The organism is Pandoraea cepalis (assembly GCF_902459665.1).
In the GTDB taxonomy this organism is placed as follows: domain Bacteria; phylum Pseudomonadota; class Gammaproteobacteria; order Burkholderiales; family Burkholderiaceae; genus Pandoraea; species Pandoraea cepalis.
In genome coordinates this window covers 103,576-122,904 of sequence record NZ_CABPSL010000007.1, presented here as the reverse complement: position 1 = coordinate 122,904, position 19,329 = coordinate 103,576, and the positions used below count along the sequence as shown (strand labels likewise).

Annotated in this window: 24 protein-coding genes, 1 tRNA gene and 2 pseudogenes; 6 read left to right on the top strand and 21 right to left on the bottom strand. The window is 61.9% G+C overall.

Going from position 1 to position 19,329, the window contains the following annotated elements:
• Positions 1–97: 97 nt before the first annotated feature.
• The 4 genes and pseudogenes from PCE31106_RS11455 to PCE31106_RS11445 all read left to right on the top strand — a co-directional run.
• A pseudogene (locus PCE31106_RS11455) lies at positions 98–1,232 on the top strand (sigma-54 interaction domain-containing protein); the annotation flags it as partial.
• Between the two features lie 38 nt (positions 1,233–1,270).
• A complete protein-coding gene (locus PCE31106_RS24680; protein ID WP_369751594.1) occupies positions 1,271–1,408 on the top strand; it encodes a helix-turn-helix domain-containing protein in 138 nt (45 codons plus the stop codon).
• A 291-nt stretch (positions 1,409–1,699) separates the two neighbouring features.
• The gene (locus PCE31106_RS11450) at positions 1,700–2,002 is read left to right on the top strand and encodes a hypothetical protein (RefSeq protein WP_150563316.1); all 303 of its coding nucleotides are present in this window, start codon (positions 1,700–1,702) and stop codon (positions 2,000–2,002) included.
• A 277-nt stretch (positions 2,003–2,279) separates the two neighbouring features.
• Entirely contained in the window at positions 2,280–3,332 is a 1,053-nt protein-coding gene (locus PCE31106_RS11445) for a GGDEF domain-containing protein (protein ID WP_150563315.1), read from the top strand.
• Between the two features lie 205 nt (positions 3,333–3,537).
• On the opposite strand, the gene PCE31106_RS11440 is transcribed toward PCE31106_RS11445, so the two are convergent.
• From PCE31106_RS11440 to petA, 7 genes and pseudogenes are all read right to left on the bottom strand, one after another.
• A tRNA-Thr gene (locus tag PCE31106_RS11440) sits at positions 3,538–3,613 on the bottom strand.
• 126 nt (positions 3,614–3,739) lie between these two features.
• Positions 3,740–4,198: a ClpXP protease specificity-enhancing factor gene (locus PCE31106_RS11435; RefSeq protein WP_150552182.1), complete on the bottom strand. Its 459-nt coding sequence runs from the start codon at positions 4,196–4,198 to the stop codon at positions 3,740–3,742.
• A gap of 76 nt (positions 4,199–4,274) precedes the next feature.
• Complete coding sequence (locus PCE31106_RS11430) at positions 4,275–4,886, bottom strand: glutathione S-transferase N-terminal domain-containing protein (protein ID WP_023593906.1); 612 nt, start codon at positions 4,884–4,886, stop codon at positions 4,275–4,277.
• 83 nt (positions 4,887–4,969) lie between these two features.
• Positions 4,970–5,689: a cytochrome c1 gene (locus tag PCE31106_RS11425; protein ID WP_026132066.1), complete on the bottom strand. Its 720-nt coding sequence runs from the start codon at positions 5,687–5,689 to the stop codon at positions 4,970–4,972.
• Complete coding sequence (locus PCE31106_RS24630; RefSeq protein ID WP_437343808.1) at positions 5,686–5,925, bottom strand: Bbp19 family protein; 240 nt, start codon at positions 5,923–5,925, stop codon at positions 5,686–5,688. The genes PCE31106_RS11425 and PCE31106_RS24630 overlap by 4 nt, the downstream gene beginning before the upstream one ends.
• Positions 5,865–6,959 (bottom strand): annotated as a pseudogene (locus PCE31106_RS11420) (cytochrome b); the annotation flags it as partial. The gene PCE31106_RS24630 and the pseudogene PCE31106_RS11420, both read right to left, overlap by 61 nt.
• A gap of 149 nt (positions 6,960–7,108) precedes the next feature.
• Complete coding sequence (gene petA / locus PCE31106_RS11415) at positions 7,109–7,723, bottom strand: ubiquinol-cytochrome c reductase iron-sulfur subunit (RefSeq protein WP_017234586.1); 615 nt, start codon at positions 7,721–7,723, stop codon at positions 7,109–7,111.
• A gap of 417 nt (positions 7,724–8,140) precedes the next feature.
• Here petA and mscL point away from each other — a divergent pair, with 417 nt between their 5' ends.
• Positions 8,141–8,587, top strand: a complete 447-nt coding sequence (gene mscL, locus PCE31106_RS11410) for a large conductance mechanosensitive channel protein MscL (protein WP_017234585.1) — start codon at positions 8,141–8,143, stop codon at positions 8,585–8,587.
• A gap of 45 nt (positions 8,588–8,632) precedes the next feature.
• On the opposite strand, the gene PCE31106_RS11405 is transcribed toward mscL, so the two are convergent.
• Positions 8,633–9,382 carry a Nif3-like dinuclear metal center hexameric protein gene (locus tag PCE31106_RS11405; RefSeq protein WP_017234584.1) on the bottom strand — a complete coding sequence of 250 codons (750 nt, stop codon included), beginning with the start codon at positions 9,380–9,382 and terminating at the stop codon, positions 8,633–8,635.
• 18 nt (positions 9,383–9,400) lie between these two features.
• Between PCE31106_RS11405 and PCE31106_RS11400 the strand changes: the two genes are divergently transcribed.
• Positions 9,401–10,636: a Do family serine endopeptidase gene (locus tag PCE31106_RS11400; protein WP_150563314.1), complete on the top strand. Its 1,236-nt coding sequence runs from the start codon at positions 9,401–9,403 to the stop codon at positions 10,634–10,636.
• A gap of 237 nt (positions 10,637–10,873) precedes the next feature.
• On the opposite strand, the gene tatC is transcribed toward PCE31106_RS11400, so the two are convergent.
• From tatC to hisC, 13 genes are all read right to left on the bottom strand, one after another.
• Positions 10,874–11,665 (bottom strand): twin-arginine translocase subunit TatC, encoded by a 792-nt coding sequence (gene tatC / locus PCE31106_RS11395; protein ID WP_017234582.1) that lies wholly within the window; start codon positions 11,663–11,665, stop codon positions 10,874–10,876.
• A 65-nt stretch (positions 11,666–11,730) separates the two neighbouring features.
• Entirely contained in the window at positions 11,731–12,273 is a 543-nt protein-coding gene (gene tatB / locus PCE31106_RS11390; RefSeq protein WP_017234581.1) for a Sec-independent protein translocase protein TatB, read from the bottom strand.
• Positions 12,274–12,285: 12 nt separating this feature from the next.
• Positions 12,286–12,531: a Sec-independent protein translocase subunit TatA gene (tatA, locus tag PCE31106_RS11385; RefSeq protein WP_017234580.1), complete on the bottom strand. Its 246-nt coding sequence runs from the start codon at positions 12,529–12,531 to the stop codon at positions 12,286–12,288.
• Between the two features lie 279 nt (positions 12,532–12,810).
• Positions 12,811–13,185, bottom strand: a complete 375-nt coding sequence (locus PCE31106_RS11380) for a histidine triad nucleotide-binding protein (RefSeq protein ID WP_017234579.1) — start codon at positions 13,183–13,185, stop codon at positions 12,811–12,813.
• Between the two features lie 55 nt (positions 13,186–13,240).
• Entirely contained in the window at positions 13,241–13,663 is a 423-nt protein-coding gene (locus PCE31106_RS11375; RefSeq protein WP_017234578.1) for a DUF4870 family protein, read from the bottom strand.
• Positions 13,664–13,728: 65 nt separating this feature from the next.
• On the bottom strand, positions 13,729–14,085 hold the full coding sequence (locus tag PCE31106_RS11370) for a phosphoribosyl-ATP diphosphatase (RefSeq protein WP_130027390.1): 357 nt from the start codon (positions 14,083–14,085) through the stop codon (positions 13,729–13,731).
• A gap of 5 nt (positions 14,086–14,090) precedes the next feature.
• Entirely contained in the window at positions 14,091–14,489 is a 399-nt protein-coding gene (gene hisI / locus PCE31106_RS11365) for a phosphoribosyl-AMP cyclohydrolase (RefSeq protein WP_017234576.1), read from the bottom strand.
• Positions 14,490–14,506: 17 nt separating this feature from the next.
• The gene (hisF, locus tag PCE31106_RS11360) at positions 14,507–15,280 is read right to left on the bottom strand and encodes an imidazole glycerol phosphate synthase subunit HisF (RefSeq protein WP_017234575.1); all 774 of its coding nucleotides are present in this window, start codon (positions 15,278–15,280) and stop codon (positions 14,507–14,509) included.
• Positions 15,281–15,318: 38 nt separating this feature from the next.
• Positions 15,319–16,068, bottom strand: a complete 750-nt coding sequence (gene hisA / locus PCE31106_RS11355) for a 1-(5-phosphoribosyl)-5-[(5-phosphoribosylamino)methylideneamino]imidazole-4-carboxamide isomerase (RefSeq protein WP_017234574.1) — start codon at positions 16,066–16,068, stop codon at positions 15,319–15,321.
• Between the two features lie 193 nt (positions 16,069–16,261).
• Positions 16,262–16,900 (bottom strand): imidazole glycerol phosphate synthase subunit HisH, encoded by a 639-nt coding sequence (gene hisH / locus PCE31106_RS11350; protein WP_017234573.1) that lies wholly within the window; start codon positions 16,898–16,900, stop codon positions 16,262–16,264.
• Entirely contained in the window at positions 16,897–17,523 is a 627-nt protein-coding gene (locus PCE31106_RS11345; protein ID WP_017234572.1) for a MarC family protein, read from the bottom strand. Before PCE31106_RS11345 ends, hisH begins: the two co-directional genes overlap by 4 nt.
• A gap of 112 nt (positions 17,524–17,635) precedes the next feature.
• Complete coding sequence (hisB, locus tag PCE31106_RS11340) at positions 17,636–18,223, bottom strand: imidazoleglycerol-phosphate dehydratase HisB (RefSeq protein ID WP_017234571.1); 588 nt, start codon at positions 18,221–18,223, stop codon at positions 17,636–17,638.
• Between the two features lie 27 nt (positions 18,224–18,250).
• The gene (hisC, locus tag PCE31106_RS11335; RefSeq protein ID WP_150563313.1) at positions 18,251–19,315 is read right to left on the bottom strand and encodes a histidinol-phosphate transaminase; all 1,065 of its coding nucleotides are present in this window, start codon (positions 19,313–19,315) and stop codon (positions 18,251–18,253) included.
• Positions 19,316–19,329: the final 14 nt, after the last annotated feature.

Here is a 19,329-nt window from a genome sequence, read left to right as displayed (position 1 = left end):
CGATTTCTGTCGCTCGTGACAGTGCCATTTGGCAGTGGCATACTGCCAAATGGCAGTACTGGCAGTCGTTGCCGGTCGACTATCGCGAGCATCCGCTATGCACCCCGTTCCCGACGTTCTTCAGGCCTTTCAGGTCCAGGCCCTGATTTCCTATCTCGATCACGAATCCGCGCCCATGATCGTGATGAACACCGATTACGAGATCCTGGCGGCCAATACGGCCTACAAGCGCCAGTTCGCGACGGCAGGAAAGCCTTACGTCGGCCACAAGTGCTATGCGATGTCGCACCATTACGCGGTGCCCTGCGATCAGGCCGGCGAGCATTGCCCTATGCAAAGCGCGCTGATCAGCAAGGGGCCGGATCGCGTTCTCCACATCCACCACACGCCGCGGGGTCCGGAGCATGTCGACGTTGAACTCCGGCCGATCGTGGACAGCCATCATCAAGTGGTTGGATTCGTCGAACGGTTGCAGACCGTACGACACGCGTCGGTGCAAGCCAGTCGTCAGGGGCTGGTCGGCAAGTCGCCCGCGTTCAATCGCGCCCTTGGCGAACTGCAGCGGGTGGCCACTGCCGAACTGCCGGTGCTGCTGCTGGGAGAGTCTGGCAGTGGCAAGGAGTTGTTTGCGCGCGCGTTGCACGAGGCGAGCCAGCGCTCGCGTGGCCCGTTTGTGGTGGTCGACTGCTCGGGGCTGACCGAAACCCTGTTCGAGAGCGAACTGTTCGGCTACGAGAAGGGGGCATTCACCGGCGCGCATACGCGCAAGGCTGGACTCGTCGAGACGGCAAAAGGCGGCACCATTTTCCTCGACGAGATCGGTGACGTACCGCTGGGAATGCAGGTCAAGCTGTTGCGGCTGATCGAGTCGGGCACCTACCGCCGGGTCGGTTCCGTCGACACGCAACAGGCGGATTTCCGTTTGGTCGCCGCCACCCACAAGCCGCTGCAAACGATGGTGGCCGAAGGCGCGTTTCGACAGGATCTCTATTACCGGATCAGCGCTTTCCCCATTCACCTGCCCGCGTTACGGGAGCGGCGAGACGATATTCCCCTGCTCGTGGAGTCGCTGCTGCAGCGAGGCGGCAAAGAACCCGATCAACGACTGCATACTTCGCCAGAGGCCATGGCGCAACTCGTTCGATACGACTGGCCAGGCAACATCCGGGAATTGCGAAACGTGCTTGAGCGCGCGCGTCTGTTTGCCGACGACGGCGTGATCAGGCCCGAGCACCTCGCACTTGACGTGGCCACAACCCGCCAGACGGAGATGCGCACGACTGGCGGCGAGGTCGATCTCGCCACGGTGGTTCGCGATTTTCAGGGCACACGCAAGGCGTTGGCGGCCCATCTGGGGTTGAGCGAGCGCACCCTGTATCGGCGCCTGAAAGCCGAAGGATTGGCGTGACACCGGCATTGCCCGCCGGTTGCGCCGCGCGGGTTCGAATCGAACGCGACGTCCGGCTTCGCGGAGAAGCGGGAAACCGGCGGCGGGAGCGGGAAGCCGCAAGGGAGTGACGCATTCGTGTTTTCAACCCGTCGTACGTCGCGAGCGTTTTTGTCGGCAGCCGATACGTTTCGAGTGTCGACACATCGGCGAAGTTATTCGGAAGTTACTGAAACTCAAGGCTCGATACTGCTGCGATGATGAGCTTGGCCGATAGCTCGGCTGAACCCGCGCACATCACAGGAGGCCTTGATGAGTACTTCAGATAATGACAACGGAAAGGGCGGTGCAGATTCAGGAGATGACGGACGCGACATCCCGAAGTCGCTGGCAAGGGAAGGACACGTTGTCTGGTTCTACGAACACAGGAAATACCTCGGCTTCGAGTGGGACGAACTGGCAAGGGAAATCAAAAAGTCCCCGGTTGCCGATCCGGAGCACGCCATCTATTTCGACACCTTGGCACATGCCGTGGTCGCGTCGGACAAATTGATTAGCCCGAGTCTTATCCTCTACTCGCCGGGCAAGGGGCTGCCGCCGAAAGTGAGGGGGTAGCTGTAGCGGAGGCCCGTCTGCGGCGGCGGGCCTCGCTTCTTCATGTCTAATGTCCCGACTACATGATTGGACGCTATATCCGCGCGCAGCTCAAATTCGGGGCGACGTCGCACCGAATCGGCAGCAGCCCAGTTTGCCTCAACCTCGGCGACAATTGGAAACGTGCGGTTGTTGGCAACCGATGACTTGCGGGTCTGCAGGCGATCAATCGTCGCGCTGTGCTCAAGGCCCTGCCGCACCTGCCGATAATGGATTTACAGGGTATTGGAAGATCACGATGAGTCACGAAGAAAAGGATTTAGCGCCCAGCTCGCTTCAAGCCGCATTCCTGCGCCACGAGGACAGCCTGGTATCGTCCGGACAGCAGCCCGGCGAGGACAACCCCGCGGTTTATCGCACGTTGCTCGAGTCAACCCGAGCGATCCCCTGGAAGATCGACTGGGCGACAATGCAGTTCACCTATATCGGCCCGCAGATTGAGGGGCTGCTTGGCTACGCGCCGTCGACGTGGAAAACGGTCGAGGACTGGGCCTCGCGGATGCATCCGGAGGACCGTGAAGCGGTTGTTGAATTTTGCGTCGCACAGTCGCAAGCGGGCGCCGATCATGAGGCGGACTATCGCGCGCTGACTGCGGACGGCGGGTATGTGTGGATTCGCGACGTTGTCCACGTCGTGCGCAAAGCGAACGGTGACGTTGACGCGCTGATCGGCTTCATGTTCGACATCAGTGAACGTAAGCGCACCGAGGCTCGGCTCGCGGAACTCCAGCGCGAACTGGAGCGGCTCTCGTTGTCAGACAGTTTGACCGGGGTCGGCAACCGTCGCATGTTCGACACGGTCATTGCCCGCGAATGGGCGAGTGCGGCGGCATCGGGCAACCCGCTTTCGCTCGTAATGGTCGACATCGATTTCTTCAAATCGTACAACGATTATTACGGTCATCTACAAGGCGACGAGTGTCTGAAACGCCTCGCGCGCGTGCTCGAAGAGGCAGTTGGGCCGAATGCGTTCCTGGGCAGGTTTGGCGGGGAAGAATTCGTACTCGTGCTCGCCGACACGAATGCCGATGATGCCGTGCGTGTCGCGGAGCGTTGCCGCGCGCTGATCGCGGAGGAAGCCATTGCTCACCTGCGCTCCCCGCACGGCCAGCGAGTCACGGCAAGCTTCGGGGTAGCCACCGTCGTGCCGACCGGAGACATCGATATCACCGCGTTTATCAATCTGGCTGATGCGCAGCTCTATCAGGCCAAAGACCAGGGACGCAACCGAATTGCGGCGGTAGACCGAGCACGCATCGGCGGCGAAGGATACAAGCGGCAGTCGCGCTGATCCGCTGGTTTGGGTGCAGCGATTGTTTTGGCGTGGCGTTATGTGTTTCGCCGGGCTGATCCTCGCGACTGGGCGTCGTCGGGCGTCCCCGCGGCGCCCTGCACCGGGAGCGTTAGTGAGCCATCTCAAGCGGCACATTGGCAGCGCGGGAACCATTGAAAACGTCAAAGGGCCACGTGAAAATCACGTGGCCCTTTGAATTTATTGGTGCCGGCTGCAGGACTCGAACCCGCCACCTGATGATTACAAATCAACTGCTCTACCAGATGAGCTAAGCCGGCGAAGTCGCGTATTGTAACCGATTCATCGGTTACTGACGACCCCCTGTCAGGGCAAAATCATCCGGCGACGCAGGCCTTTGGGGCAATGCGCACAAAGCGCTCACCCCGCACACCCACCCTCGCGAATTACTTCACCACCTTCAGGCGAGCCCGTCCGGCGTTGCCGCCCGCCGCGCCATTGCCACCCGGGCGCGTCGGATCCGAATCGTCGTCGCTCGAGGCCTGCACCGACGGCACCGCTTCCAACTCGGCACCCTCTTCCGCAGACGCCTGCTTGTCGACCGGGAATGCCATTCCCTGGCCATTCTCGCGAGCATATATCGCCAGCACGTTCGGCACCTGCACTTCCACTTTCTGTGAAATGCCGCCGAAGCGGGCGCTGAATTCAATCCAGTCGTTGCCCATCTGCAATCCGCTCGTGGCATCGAAGCTGATGTTCAGCACGATCTCGCCATCTTTCACAAACTCGCGCGGTACTCGCGTCCTGGCATCGACATGCACGGCCAAATACGGTGTGTACCCGTTGTCGGTACACCACTCGTACAGCGCGCGCAAAAGGTAAGGCTTGGTAGACGTTTCAGGCATATGACCAACTTATCCCGCCGCGAAACCCGCCCACCGCACTCGGCAGGCCAGCCTCGCCAGCGGTTCAATCAACGCATCAGCGACGCATGACCTTTTCGGACGGCGTCAGCGCTTCAATGTAGGCCGGACGGCTGAAAATCCGCTCGGCATACTTCATCAACGGCGCGGCATTCTTCGACAACTCGATGCCATAGTGATCCAGACGCCACAACAACGGCGCAATCGCCACGTCGAGCATCGAGAACTCCTCGCCCAACATGTACTTATTCTTCACGAAGATCGGCGCAAGCTGCGTCAAACGATCGCGAATCGACGCACGCGCCTTCTCATGCGTCTTCTCCGCCGCCTTGCCCTTTTCGTTCTCGAGCGCGCTCACATGCACGAACAGCTCTTTCTCAAAATTGAACAGGAACAAACGCGCACGCGCACGCTGCACTGGATCGGCCGGCATCAACTGCGGATGCGGGAATCGTTCGTCAATGTACTCATTGATGATGTTCGATTCGTACAGAATCAAGTCGCGTTCAACAAGAATCGGCACCTGACCGTACGGATTCATCACCGCAATGTCTTCCGGCTTGTTGAACAGGTCGACGTCACGGATTTCGAAATCCATGCCTTTTTCGAACAGAACCAGCCGGCAACGCTGGGAGAAGGGGCACGTAGTGCCCGAGTACAAAACCATCATAGCGCGTCTTCCTTAAAAACCAACGGGGCCGGGGCGGGAAATCGACGCTCCCCAAACCCTGGCCCCGTCGTACAGACGTTATTTTACTTCACGTCCTTCCAATAGGCCGCATTCAGGCGCCAGGCAAGTACCGTAAAGAGTCCCAAGAACAACAAAACCCAGACACCCAACTGCCGGCGTGTGCGTTGCGCCGGTTCCGACATCCAATCCAGATAAGATACCAGATCAGCCACGGCAGCATCGAATTCCACCGGTTTCATCGTCCCCTGCGTAATTTGCACGAACTGGGCCGGACCATGCTCCGCCCCCTCCCCATGCTTCAATCCCCGCTGTCCCTGCAACTGCCAAAGCGGGTTTGGCATGCCCACATTCGGGAACACCAGGTTGTTCCACCCCGTCGGCCGCGCATCGTCTCGATAGAACGTACGCAAGTACGTATACAGCCAGTCCGTCCCCCGCGCCCGGGCCTCGACCGACAGATCCGGCGGCGGTGCACCAAACCACTCCTTGGCATCCGCCGCACGCATGGCCACGGTCATCGTGTCGCCAATCTTGTCCGTCGTGAAAAGCAGATTGTTCTTGATCTCTGCATCCGACAATCCCAGATCCTTCAGGCGCGAATACCGCATCGACGCCGCCGAATGGCAGTTCAGGCAGTAGTTCACGAACAGCTTCGCGCCTCGCTGCAGCGAGGCCAGGTCGTCGATCCGATTGGGCGCCGTATCCAGCGCCATACTTTCTTCGGCCAAGACCGGCGCCGCGAAACCACTCAGGAGCGCCAGGACAAGCAACAGTTTTCTCATCGTGATATCCCTAGTCGTCGTTGGCGTGCGCTCAATGCGCCGCGAAGGTCACGCGATCCGGCACCGGCTTGAACGTGCCGCGTTTGCTCCAGAGCGGCATCAGCCAGAAGAATCCGAAGTAATACAGCGCGCCGACCTGCGAAATCGCGGTCTTCATGGGCGTCGGTTCCTGAATGCCCAGATACCCCAGCACCGCAAAAACGACGACGAGAATACCCAACAACACTTTGTGGAATCCCGGACGGTAACGAATCGACTTCACCGGGCTATGGTCCAGCCACGGCAGGAAGAACAGCGTGACCACTGCGCCGCCCATCACCACCACGCCCCAGAACTTTGCCTCGGTCAGATACATCGCCAGCAGCAGCAACACGACACCGCCAGACGCCGCCACCTTCGTGGTCGCGGCCGCTTTGCCCTTGACCCACCAGATCGCCGTAACGATCACCGCCAGCCCCATCAACAAATGCTTGAAGTCGTCGGTCGTGGCGCGCAGCATCGAGTAGAACGGCGTGAAATACCACACCGGCGCAATGTGCGGCGGCGTCTTGAGCGAGTCGGACGGAATGAAGTTGTTCGCTTCCAGGAAGTAACCGCCCATCGTCGGCGCAAAGAACACGATCGCCGAGAACACCATCAGGAACACGCCCACCCCCATGATGTCGTGCACCGTGTAATACGGATGGAACGGAATGCCATCGAGCGGCCGGCCGTTGGCGTCTTTTTTGTCCTTGATCTCGATGCCGTCAGGGTTGTTGGACCCGACTTCGTGCAACGCGATGATGTGCGCGACGATCAACCCGATGAGCACCAGCGGAACGGCGATCACGTGGAACGCAAAGAAGCGGTTGAGCGTGGCATCCGACACCACGTAGTCGCCGCGAATCCACAGCGACAGGTCCGGACCGATGAACGGAATCGCCGAGAACAGGTTCACGATCACCTGCGCGCCCCAGTATGACATCTGCCCCCACGGCAGCAGATAGCCCATGAACGCTTCAGCCATCAGGCACAGAAAGATCAAGCATCCGAACACCCACACCAGCTCACGCGGCTTGCGGTAGGAACCGTACAACAGCCCGCGGAACATGTGCAGATACACCACGACGAAGAACATCGATGCGCCCGTCGAGTGCATATAGCGAATGAGCCAGCCCCACGGCACTTCGCGCATGATGTACTCGACCGACGCGAACGCGAGATTGGCGTCGGGCTTGTAGTTCATCACCAGGAAAATACCGGTGAGGATCTGAATCACCAGCACCAGCATGGCCAACGATCCGAAGAAATACCAGAAGTTGAAATTCTTGGGCGCGTAATACTCGGACGCGTGCTCCCTCCAGAGCTGGCTGAGCGGAAACCGGCGATCGATCCAGCCCAGCAAGCCCGTCGTGTCGACCTGTTTGTCGGCGGCCATGATTACGCTTCTCCTTTTTCGTCTTTACCGATCACGAGCTTGGTGTCGTTCACGAACATGAACCGGGGAACGTCGAGATTCTTTGGCGCCGGCTTGTTCTTGAAGACACGGCCAGACATATCGTAGGTCGACCCGTGGCACGGGCACAGGAAACCCGGATCGGGGCCCAACGCGGCGTTGGCGTTCGCCTGGTAAGGGCCGGAAGGGATGCAACCGAGGTGAGTGCAGATGCCGACGACCACGAGCAGATCCTTGTGCTCGACACGCGCGCGGAACGCGTTCTTGCAATAGTCGGGCATCGGGTAGGAAAACGTTTCCTTGGAGTCCGGATCGGCCAACTCCGCCGTCACTTTGGACAGCGAAGCCATCTCGTCAGGCGTGCGACGCACGATCCACACGGGCAAGCCGCGCCAGGACACGGTCATCTTGTCGCCTGGCTTGAGATTGCTGATGTCTGCCTCGACGGGCGCCCCGCCTGCCTTGGCGCGCTCCGAGGGTTCGAGCGAACTGACAAAGGGAACCAACGTTGCAACGCCGCCCACGCCTCCCGCTACGGACGTTGCAATCAACAGATTCCGACGGCTACTGTCGACGGCCTTTTCTTGATTGTCACTCATCACAAGCCCCACACGGTTGAATTGGTATTTCCGTCAACCTTAAATCATACGCGAGCGTGAATGCCTGAAACAACGGCAAAACGCCCCAGCCTCCTAGTGGTTTTCGCGTATTTTCAAAGGATTAACGTACCCTGCGGGTGGCCAGCGCTCACCCGGGGTTTCGCTTCTGGGATGCTGCACGAGAACCGTCATGATCGCCGCTTTCGTTGACGCGTGCACGACATTTAGTCATCATTTTCCCTGTCTCGTCCCGGTGACATCGTGCGCGGCCTGTGGCATTCGCGTGACATTATTTGACGCGACCCCCGCCGCAGCCGTGCGGCCCGCATGGAATTACCGGTCAATCAATGCCAGTTCATGAGTCCCGGTGTAGCGCGATGCTCCTCCGGGTCACGCAACATAACAGGGAGAAATGGCATGAGCTTCATGTCGGAATTCAAGGAATTTGCCGTCAAGGGCAATGTGATCGATCTGGCCGTCGGCGTGATCATCGGCGGGGCCTTCGGCAAGATCGTTGATTCGGTCGTCAAAGACTTGATCATGCCGATCGTGGGTGCAATCTTCGGTGGCCTAGATTTCTCGAGCAAGTTCATTCTGCTTGGCACCATCCCGCCCGACTTCAAGGGCAACCCGACGTCCTACGCCGATCTGACCAAAGCCGGTGTGGCCGTCTTCGGTTACGGCAACTTCATCACCGTCGCCCTGAACTTCCTGATCCTGGCCGTGATCATTTTCCTGATGGTCAAGCAGATCAACCGGCTCAAGCGTCCGGAGGCGGAAGCCCCGGCAGCCCCCGCGCCCACACCGGAAGACATCGTTCTGCTGCGCGAAATCCGCGACAGCCTCAAGAAGCAGAACGGGTAAAGCTGCGCAGGGCGGCCTCGTGCCGCCCCCGAAAGGCACCTCAGGTCAAGCCGGGTTCGGCATATCGAAGAATCGATGCGTGAGCCCGAACCGGGCTGCGACATGCTCGCCAATGGCCTTCGCGCCGCCACGCTCGGTCGCATGATGGCCCGCCGCCAGATAACCCACGCCGCTCTCGAGCGCGAGATGCTGGGTAGGCTCGGAGACTTCGCCGCTGATATACACATCCGCGCCCGCCCCGATGGCAGCCTCGAAGAAGCCCTGCGCGCCGCCGGTGCACCACGCAACACGGCGCACCTCGCGATTCGGGTCCCCCAACAACAGCGGCGCGCGCCCCAGCCTTGCTTCAACGTGGGCCGCAAGCGCCGCCAATGTCGTCGGCGCGGCGGGTGCGCCAAGCCATCCAAGCTGATCCGGGCCAAAACGGCCGCCGTCGTCGGAGAAGCCCAGCAACTTGCCGAGTTGCGCGTTGTTGCCCAGTTCGGGATGGGCATCGAGGGGCAGGTGGTAGGCGAACAGGTTGATGTCGTGGCCGATCAACACCCCCAAACGACGTCGCTTCATCCCGGTAATTCGGGCATCTTCGCTCTTCCAGAAGTAACCATGGTGAACGAGGACGGCATCGGCGCCCCAGTCGCGGGCGGCTTCGAGAAAAGCCAGGCTGGCGGTCACGCCGCTGGCGATTTTCTGAATCTCGCCGCGCCCTTCGACCTGTAGGCCATTCGGGCAGTAATCGCGAAATTGCGCGATTTGCAGGGTATCGTTCAGATACAATTCGAGTTCAACACGATTCATATAAGGTCTCGCTCTTTCATGCTCAGACGCTTCTGGCTACTGTTCGCGCAAGCGGTCACCGTGCTGCTTGCGTTGCTCTTCATCGTCGCCACCCTCAAGCCTCAGTGGCTGCAACGCCAGGGTTCGTTCGGCAAGCAACTGGCCAATCCCATCATCGCCCTGCAGGAAGTCGCGCCGAGTCTGTCCGAGAAGCCGTCGACCGGCTCGTACGCCGATGGCGCACAAAAGGCGATGCCTGCGGTCGTCAGCATTTTTTCCAGCAAGGAACAAAAGCAGAATCGCGATCCGCGCCTCGATGATCCGTTGTTCCGGTATTTCTTTGGCGACGGCGGCGGCACAATGCGGCAAGACCCGGTCTCGAGCCTCGGCTCGGGCGTGATTGTGAGCAGCGAAGGCTATATTCTCACGAATCATCACGTGGTGGACGGGGCCGACGAGATCGAAGTCGCCCTTGCCGACGGCCGCAAGGCCCGCGCCAAGCTGGTCGGCAGCGACCCCGAAACCGACCTCGCGGTGCTCAAGATCACGCTCGACAACCTCCCCGCCATCACGCTGGGCCGCATGGAACAGGTGCGCGTGGGTGACGTGGTCCTCGCCATCGGCAACCCGTTCGGCGTCGGCCAGACGGTTACGATGGGCATCATCAGCGCGTTGGGGCGCAATCACCTCGATATCAGCACGTTCGAGAACTTCATCCAGACGGACGCCGCCATCAACCCCGGCAATTCGGGCGGCGCGCTGGTCGACGTCAACGGCAACCTGCTCGGCATCAACACGGCGATCTACTCGCGTAGCGGCGGCAACATGGGCATCGGCTTCGCGATTCCCGTGTCGACGGCGCGCTCGGTGCTCGAGAGCATCATCACCACCGGTTCGGTCACGCGCGGCTGGGTCGGGGTCGAGCCGCAGGACATCACCTCGGATATCGCCGAGTCGTTTGGCCTGCAGCAGGATTCGGGCGTCATCATCGCCGGCGTCGTGCAGGGTGGCCCCGCCGACAAAGCCGGCGTCCAGCCGGGCGACATCCTGACAAAGGTGAACGACGCATCGATTCGCGACACCACCGAGCTGCTCAACGTCATCGCCCAGATCAAGCCGGGCACGCAGGCCAAGCTGAACGTCACGCGCAAGAAGAAAGCGATGGATCTTACCGTGACGATCGGCAAACGCCCGCCGCCGCCCAAGCGACCGGCGCAGGACGGTGCGGACGGCACCGACGGCGGCGATGGTACCGACGGGAACAGCGCCGACTGAGGGCGTCGGACCACGTCGGATGGCCCGGAAGGACACAACGGCTGCGCTTGGGCGCGGCCGTTTTCATTTGCGTCGCCGCAACGGGCCTCGCCCATTGTCACGCCTGCCCTCGTACATCTTCGGCCCTCGCCTGCGGCAATCGCCCACAAAAAAAGCACGGGCCATGAGACCCGTGCTTTTCTGTATCTGCATTATCGATGTCGCGAGCCGACTGTGCCGCGGCAAGTCACGCCAAGGTTACGGCGTCGCCTCGCCGTTCCCCTCGCTGCCTTCGTCTTGCCGATGGCCCTGTTTGACGAACAGCCGCGCCGCGATCAGGCCCAACTCATAAAGGATACAGAGCGGGATCGCCAACATCAGTTGCGAGAGCATGTCCGGCGGCGTCACGACGGCAGCCAGCACAAAGGCACCCACCACCACGTACGGCCGAATCTGCTTGAGCTTCTCGATGCTCACCACGCCCATGCGCGCGAGCACCACGACGACCACCGGCACTTCGAAGGTCACCCCGAAGCATAGGAACATCGTGAGCACAAAACTCAGGTAATTGTCGATATCGGTGTTCATCTCCGCACCCAATGGCGCGTTGTAATGCGCCATGAAGTGGAACACGGTCGGGAACACCAGGAAGTAGGCGAACGACATGCCCAGCAGGAACAGCGTGTAGCTGCTCACGACCAACGGCATCACCAGCTTCTTCTCGTGCTGATACAACCCTGGCGCCACGAACGCCCAGGCCTGGTACAACACCACGGGCAGCGCAATGACGAACGCCACCATCATCGTGACCTTCATCGGCACGAAGAACGAGCCGGTAATATCGGTGACGATCATCTTGCCGCCCGCGGGCAGCGATTGCATCAGCGGGCGAGAGAGCAGGCGGAAGATGTCCGGTGCCCAGTAGACCAGCGAGAGGAACGCCACGATCACCGCCGCGCCCGCGCGAATGATGCGATTGCGCAGCTCGATCAGATGCGAGATGAAGGTCTCTTCGGAGCCCCCGTCGGGGATTTGCTTGTCGTCGCTCACGTCGACTTATCCAGGAATGAAGCCGGCACAGTGCCAGATGGCGGGAAGTTCGGTGCGCAAGCGCCTCAGAAGAACTTGACGGGCCGGCGCAGCTTGGCCGGTGTGTGACGCGCCACACGCGCCGCCCCCGACTGCACCTGCGTGCGCGTGGCGCTGGCCTGCTTGAACCAGATCGGCGTAGCAGTCCGGCGTACGCGCCAGTTGCGGCGCTTGGTCGACGCGCGGATACCGGACGTCACGACGGGTTCGGAAAGGTAGCTGTCGGAATACCCGGTCGCCGCATCCGTACCGCCGCCGGCGATCTCGCCGGATGACGTGCCCGTGGCACTCGCCCAGGCGTCGTTGAGCGACGCCTCCTGCTCGTGCAGTTGCTTCTGAATGGTGTTCTGTGCGCTGCGGGCCGCGTCCTCGAACTGCGTGCGCATATTGCGCAACTCGTCGAGTTCCATTTCGCGGCTCACCTCAGCCTTCACATCGTTGATATAGCGCTGTGCGCGGCCAAAGAGCGCGCCCGCCGTGCGCGCCACTTTAGGCAAGCGCTCGGGCCCGATCACGACCAGCGCAACAACGCCGATCAACATCAGTTTGGAAAGACCGAGATCGATCATGTCGACGCCGGCTTAGCCTTGCTTGCGATCGCTCGTGTCCTTGGCCTGCACGTCGATCGTGGTCGAGTCGCGCAGTTCCTTGGCAGTCGCCGGGTCATCCTTGGCGGCCGGGGCGCCTTCGCCCTCCTTCATGCCGTCCTTGAACCCCTTGACGGCCCCTCCCAGATCGGTGCCGATGTTGCGCAGCTTCTTGGTACCGAAAACCATCATCACGATCACCAGCACGATCAGCCAGTGCCAAATACTCAACGAACCCATGACCACTCTCCTTGCGTTTCCCCACCCCTGCCGCGTCGCGACGGGATCTTGTCGTGCACGGTTGCCCTGGCATGACAGCCAGGAACAAGCGCTCCATGTTTGCCGCTGTGCCCGCAGCAACGTGCCCCATTGTGGCACATTGCGCGGCACGTCCTGCATCGTAACCGGGTCGGACACCGGGTAGAAATAAATGTTTCGTGAAACCGTCGTCGATGCGGAACACTTGCACGCTCCGGCAGCACTATGCGGCAACGCGTCGCATCTTGCCGCCGGCGGCACTCACATGCGCTTCCACGGCCGCGGTCCGGCCAGAATGTGCATATGAAGATGATAAACCTCCTGGCCGCCACCCGGTCCGGTGTTCATCACAACGCGGAATCCGTTGCCTTCGATGTTCGACGCATCGCCGTCGAAACGATAGCCTTGCTCGGCGGCCAGCTTCGGCGCGAGCAGCATCATCTTGCCCAACAGCGCCTGATCTTCCGGCTGGCAGTCCTGCAATGTGGCGATGTGCTTGCGCGGCACCATGAGCAGGTGCAGGTCGGCCGCCGGATTGATGTCTTTGAACACCACGACATCGTCGTCGGCATGGACCTGCGCGCTCGGGATCTGCCCGGCAATAATCTTGCAGAAGATACAGTTGTCGTGCGTCATGCGTGTGTCTTCCTCTCGAATGCTTGTTGGGAGCTTAGGTGCCGCTCGGTATCGTTCAGGCGCGCGCGGCGTACATGGGCTTGTTGTCGTTCAGGTAGAGCCAGCCCTTGACGATCCGATACAGCGCCCAGATGCCCAGCACCCAGAGAATCGCGAAGCCGACCATCACGATGGCAAGCGCCACGCCGAGTACCCCCCAGACCACCGACCACCAGAACGTGCGGATCTGCCACGTGAAATGCGAGGCGTAGAGCGTGCCGGCGGCGTCATCGCGCTTGATGTAGTTGATGATGATCGCCACGATGGCGGTCACGCCGCCCGTGAGCCAGAACAGCGCATAGAGCGCATAAAGCACGTGCGTGAGCTTGCGCAACGCGCGCTCCTGCTCGGCGCTCGGCGCATTCGGGGGTGTCGCGAGGTAAGGATTGCCGGGGCTGCCGGGCGATCCGGTCGCGCCCGGGGGCTGCGAATCGTTCATGAAGCGTCTCCTCGCGTGAGCCAGCGCGGCATATCGATGATCACGGCCATCGAGGCCAAAGGAAATCAGTCCGCGTGTTCGCCACGGATGCCGCGCTGCGCCTTTTCGACGAGCCCCGACAACCCTTCGCGGCGCGCCAGTTCGGCGAGCACTTCGTTCGGGCTCAGGTCGTGATGCGCGAGCAGTACCATGCAATGAAACCACAGGTCGGCCGTCTCGTTGACGAGCTTCTGGCGCAGGTTGTCGGCCCCGCCAATGCGAATATCCTTGGCCGCGAGCACCACTTCGGTGGCTTCCTCGCCGATCTTCTTGCAGATGGCGTCGTCACCCTTGTGGAACAGACGGGCAACGTACGACTTGTCGGGGTCGGCTCCCTTGCGCGAGGCGATGACCTCGGCCACACGCTCCAGCGTATCGTTCATGGTGCTCACTTGTAGATCTTGTGCGGGTCCTTGAGCACCGGTTCGACGGATGCCCAATGGCCATCCTCGACGCTGCCCTCGAACTTCTGGAAGAAACAGGAATGGCGACCGGTGTGGCAGGCAATGCCATCGATCTGCTCGACCTTGATCAGCACCACGTCTTCGTCGCAATCGAGACGAATCTCATGCACCTTCTGCACGTGGCCCGACTCCTCGCCCTTGTGCCACAGGCGCTTGCGCGAGCGCGAATAATAGACAGCCTCGCCGGTCTCGACCGTACGCGCGAGCGCCTCGCGATTCATCCACGCGAACATCAGCACATCGTTGCTGCCGAGTTCCTGCGCAATCACGGGCACGAGGCCCTGCGCGTCCCAAGCTACCTTGTCCAGCCAATCTTGCGTCATGATCCGTGGAATTCCGTTCAGAGCCGCACCGAAATGCCCTTGTCGGCCATGAAGCGCTTCGCTTCACCGACCGTGTGCTCGCCGTAGTGGAAGATACTCGCGGCGAGCACGGCATCCGCATGGCCTTCAGTCACGCCGTTGGCCAGATCGGCCAGCGACCCCACGCCGCCCGAGGCGATCACCGGGATGCTCACGGCATCGGACACTGCGCGCGTGAGCGCGAGGTCGAAGCCGCTCTTGGTGCCGTCGCGGTCCATGCTGGTGAGCAGGATTTCGCCCGCGCCCAAGGCCTCGATCCGCTTGGCCCAGGCCACGGCGTCGAGGCCCGTGGCTTTGCGACCACCGTGCGTGAAGACTTCCCAGCGCGGCGTTTCGCCGTCGGCGGAGACGCGCTTGGCGTCGATCGCCACGACGATGCACTGCGCGCCGTACTTGGCGGCCGCGTCGGCCACCAGCTGCGGATTGGCCACGGCCGACGAGTTCATGCTGACCTTGTCGGCACCGGCGTTGAGCAGGCGGCGCACGTCGGCCACTTCGCGCACGCCACCGCCCACGGTCAGCGGAATGAAGACTTGCGCGGCCACCGCCTCGATGATCGGCAGAATGAGGTCGCGCCCGTCGGAGGTCGCCGTGATGTCGAGGAACGTCAATTCGTCGGCGCCCTGCTCGTCATAGCGGCGGGCGATCTCGACGGGGTCGCCCGCGTCGCGAAGTTCGACGAAATTGACACCCTTGACCACGCGGCCGGCCGTTACGTCCAGACACGGGATGATGCGTTTAGCGAGAGCCATGATGTTGGCAGGCGAGGCGGCCGCAGCCGTGGTCTCGCTTATGCCGCTCCTCCGGAAAGCTCGTCCGCACGCGTTTGCGCCGCCGAGAAATTCAAGTCGCCCGAGTAGATCGCGCGGCCGCAGATGACGCCTTCGACGCCTTCCCGCTCAACCTGGCACAGCGCGTCGATATCGCCCAGGTTCGACAGGCCGCCGCTGGCAATCACCGGCACGGTCACGGCCTGCGCGAGGCGCACGGTCGCGTCGATATTGATGCCCTGGAGCATGCCGTCGCGGCCGATATCGGTGTAGATGATCGATTCGACGCCGTAGTCCTCGAACTTGCGCGCCAGATCCACGACTTCGTGGCCGGTGAGCTTGCTCCAGCCGTCGGTGGCGACCTTGCCATCCTTGGCGTCGAGACCAACGATGATGTGCCCGCCGAATGCGGTGCATGCGTCCCGGAGGAACCCGGGATTCTTCACCGCCGCCGTCCCGATGATGACGTACGACAAACCGTCGTCGAGATAGCGCTCGATGGTGGCCAGGTCGCGAATGCCGCCGCCCAGTTGCACGGGGATATCGGCCCCGACTTCCTGAATGATGGCGCGAATGGCCGCTTCGTTGCGCGGCTTGCCGACGAATGCGCCGTTCAAGTCCACCAGATGGAGGCGGCGAGCGCCTTGCTCGACCCAATGTCGAGCCATGGCCGCGGGGTCCTCCGAGAATACGGTGGCTTGATCCATGTCGCCTTGTTTGAGGCGAACACACTGACCGTCTTTAAGGTCGATGGCCGGAATGAGCAGCATAGGCAATCGTGAAACGTCGCTAGAGGGAGGTAAAAGAAATTCGCAAATTACGCGGACAATACAAAACCGACCCCTGCCTTGCCGGGCATCGGCACGTCGGGATCGGATTCATCAACATGACACACAGTATAAGCCGTGACGCAGGGCATGCTCCGAGTGACATCCGGGCGCGAATGCGCCAGACGGGTCACGCTCAAGGCTTCCACTGCGCAAAATTGCGATAAAGGGTAAGGCCCGCCTGAGCGCTCTTTTCCGGGTGGAACTGGGTGGCAAAGATATTATCTTGGGCCACCGCACAGGTAAAGGGCACCCCGTAGACGGTCTCGCCGACGGTCAACTCGGGCCTTGCGGGCACAACGTAGTAGCTGTGCACGAAGTAAAAATAGCTGTCGTCGGGCACGCCGGCCCAGATCGGGTGAGGCCGCGTCTCACGCACGCGGTTCCAGCCCATCTGCGGCACCTTGAAGCGCGAGCCGTCGTCCTGCAACTGGCCCTCGAGGTCGAAGCGCACCACGCGGCCCGGCAGCAGGCCGAGCGCGGGCGTGTTGCCCTCGTCGGACATGTCGAACAGCATCTGCTCGCCCACGCACACGCCGAACATCGGCTTGGTGGCGGCGGCCTCGACGACCGCGTCGCGCAGGCCCGACTCGTTCAGGCAGCCCATGCAGTCGCGCATCGCGCCCTGCCCCGGCAACACCACCCGGTCGGCGGCGCGAATCTCGGCGGCGTCGCTGCTGATGCTCACATCGGCCTCCGGTGCGGCGGCACGCAGCGCCTGATAGACCGAGCGCAGGTTGCCCATTCCGTAGTCGACAATCGCAATCTTATTCATCTCAAACCCGGCAGCAGTATTTTCAAACCATCGATAATGAATTCCACGGCCAGCGCCGAGAGGATCAACCCCATCAGACGCGTGCCGATATTGATGCCCGTACGCCCGAGCCAGCCTTCGAGGCGCCCGGCGCTGCTCAGTGCCACCCAGCACACCGCGCCCAGGCCCACGCCGATCGCCAGGAGCATCAGAATCTGGGCCCAGCCGTGCGCACGCCCCGAGTAGATGATCACGGTACTGATCGTGCCCGGGCCGGTGAGCAGCGGAATCGCGAGCGGCACCACGGCGATGTTCGGCCGCTCCTCCGCTTCGTCGCGCTCTTCCGCCGTCGAGCGCGTGTTCCCGGTCTGTGCGTTGATCATGTTCACCGCCATGAGCAACATGATGACGCCGCCGCCCACTTCAAGCGATGCGATCGAAATACCGAAGAAGCGGATGATGGCTTCACCGAACAGCCCCGAGCCCGCGACCACCAGGGCGACCGCAATCGCCGCGACATTGATCGTACGGCGCTTCTCCTCGCGCGTCTGCGAGGACGTCAAGCTGATGAAAAGCGGGATCGCCCCGAGCGGATTGATCAGGGCCAGCAGCGAGATGAAGAACTTGAAGGCGTCGAGCGTCATAGGGGCACGCGGCGCCGGCGGCCGGCCGGTCGGTGAATCGTCGCAGGGGCGCCGGCCTTGCGGGCCGGCGGGCTATCGGGCTACCGGGCCGGCTGCGCCGACCCGTCTCGCGTTACAGGCTTCCCTTCGTGGACGGCACGACACCCGCTGCGCGCGGATCGATCTCGACCGCCATGCGTAGCGCGCGACCGAACGCCTTGAACACCGTTTCGCACTGGTGGTGGGCGTTGATGCCGCGCAGATTGTCGATATGCAGCGTGACGCCCGCATGATTGACGAAGCCACGGAAAAACTCGATGGTCAGATCCACGTCGAAATTGCCGACACGCGCCCGCGTGAACGGTACATGGAATTCGAGACCGGGACGACCCGAGAAATCGATCACAACGCGCGACAGCGCTTCGTCGAGCGGCACGTAGCTGTGGCCGTAGCGCACGATACCCTTACGGTCGCCGATCGCCTTGGCCACCGCCATGCCCAGCGTGATGCCGACGTCTTCCACCGTGTGGTGATCGTCGATGAAGGTATCGCCGCGGGCTTCGACATCCATGTCGATAAGGCCGTGGCGCGCGATCTGGTCGAGCATGTGGTCCAGGAACGGCACGCCGGTATCGAGGGCCTTGCGGCCAGTGCCGTCCAGGTCGATCTTGACGCGTATTTGCGTTTCGCTGGTATCGCGAACGACTTCCGCAATGCGCATGGTGGTGAGTTCTCGTCGTATGGCTTGTTAGAGTGATGCGGCCAGGGCTTTCACCATTGCCGCATTCTCCGTGGGGGTGCCGACCGTCAATCTCAGGCAATTGGCCAGCAATACATGCATTTTACCCACGTTTTTGATCAACACCTTGTGAGCGAGCAGACCCGCGTGGGTTTTGTCGGCATCCGGCACGCGAACGAGCAGGAAATTCGCATCGCTCGGGAACACGCTCACCCCGGGCAGCGCCGCCACGGCGGCGGCCAGCCGAGCGCGTTCGGCGCGCAATTCGGCCGCCTGGGCGTCGAGCACGCCAAGGTGATCGAGCATGAATTCGGCGCATGCCTGCGTGAGCACATTGATGTTATAGGGCGGACGCACCTTGTCGATCTGGTCGAGCCATTGTGCGCTGCCCGCCACGTAGCCCAGCCGGATGCCCGCCAGCCCGAGCTTCGAGACGGTGCGCATGACCAGCAGTTGAGGGAACTCCGGCAGACGCGGCATCCACGTCTTCCCGGCAAACGGCTGGTACGCCTCGTCGATCACCACGAGGCCGCGGCTGGCGGCACGCACCAGCGTCTCGATGTCGTCGTCGGCGAACAGATTGCCCGTCGGATTGTTCGGATAGGCAAGGTATACGACCGCGCCCGGATGCGCCGCAATGGCGCCCAGCATGGCCGGCATGTCGAGCGAAAAATCGGCGCGCAGCGGCACACCGACGAACTCGATGCCCGCCAAGCGCGCCGACATCTCGTACATGACGAAGCCCGGCATAGGCGCAATCACCGTGGCCCCCGGCCGAGCGGTGGCCATCGCGATCATGCTGATGATCTCGTCCGAGCCGTTGCCCAGCAGCAGCTTGGCCCCAGCCGGCACGCCCATCGTGCGGACGAGCGTTTCGAGCAGCACATGCGGACGCGGTGCCGGGTAACGATTGAGCGCCACATCGGCCAGTCGCTGCCCCAGCGCACTGCGCAACGCCGGCGGCAGGCCATACGGATTCTCCATCGCGTCGAGCTTGAGGAAACCGCTCGCGTCAGGCACGGCGTAGGAACTCATGGCGAGCACATCGGAGCGGATCACTGAGTCGACGGACATGGCAGTAGAGGAGG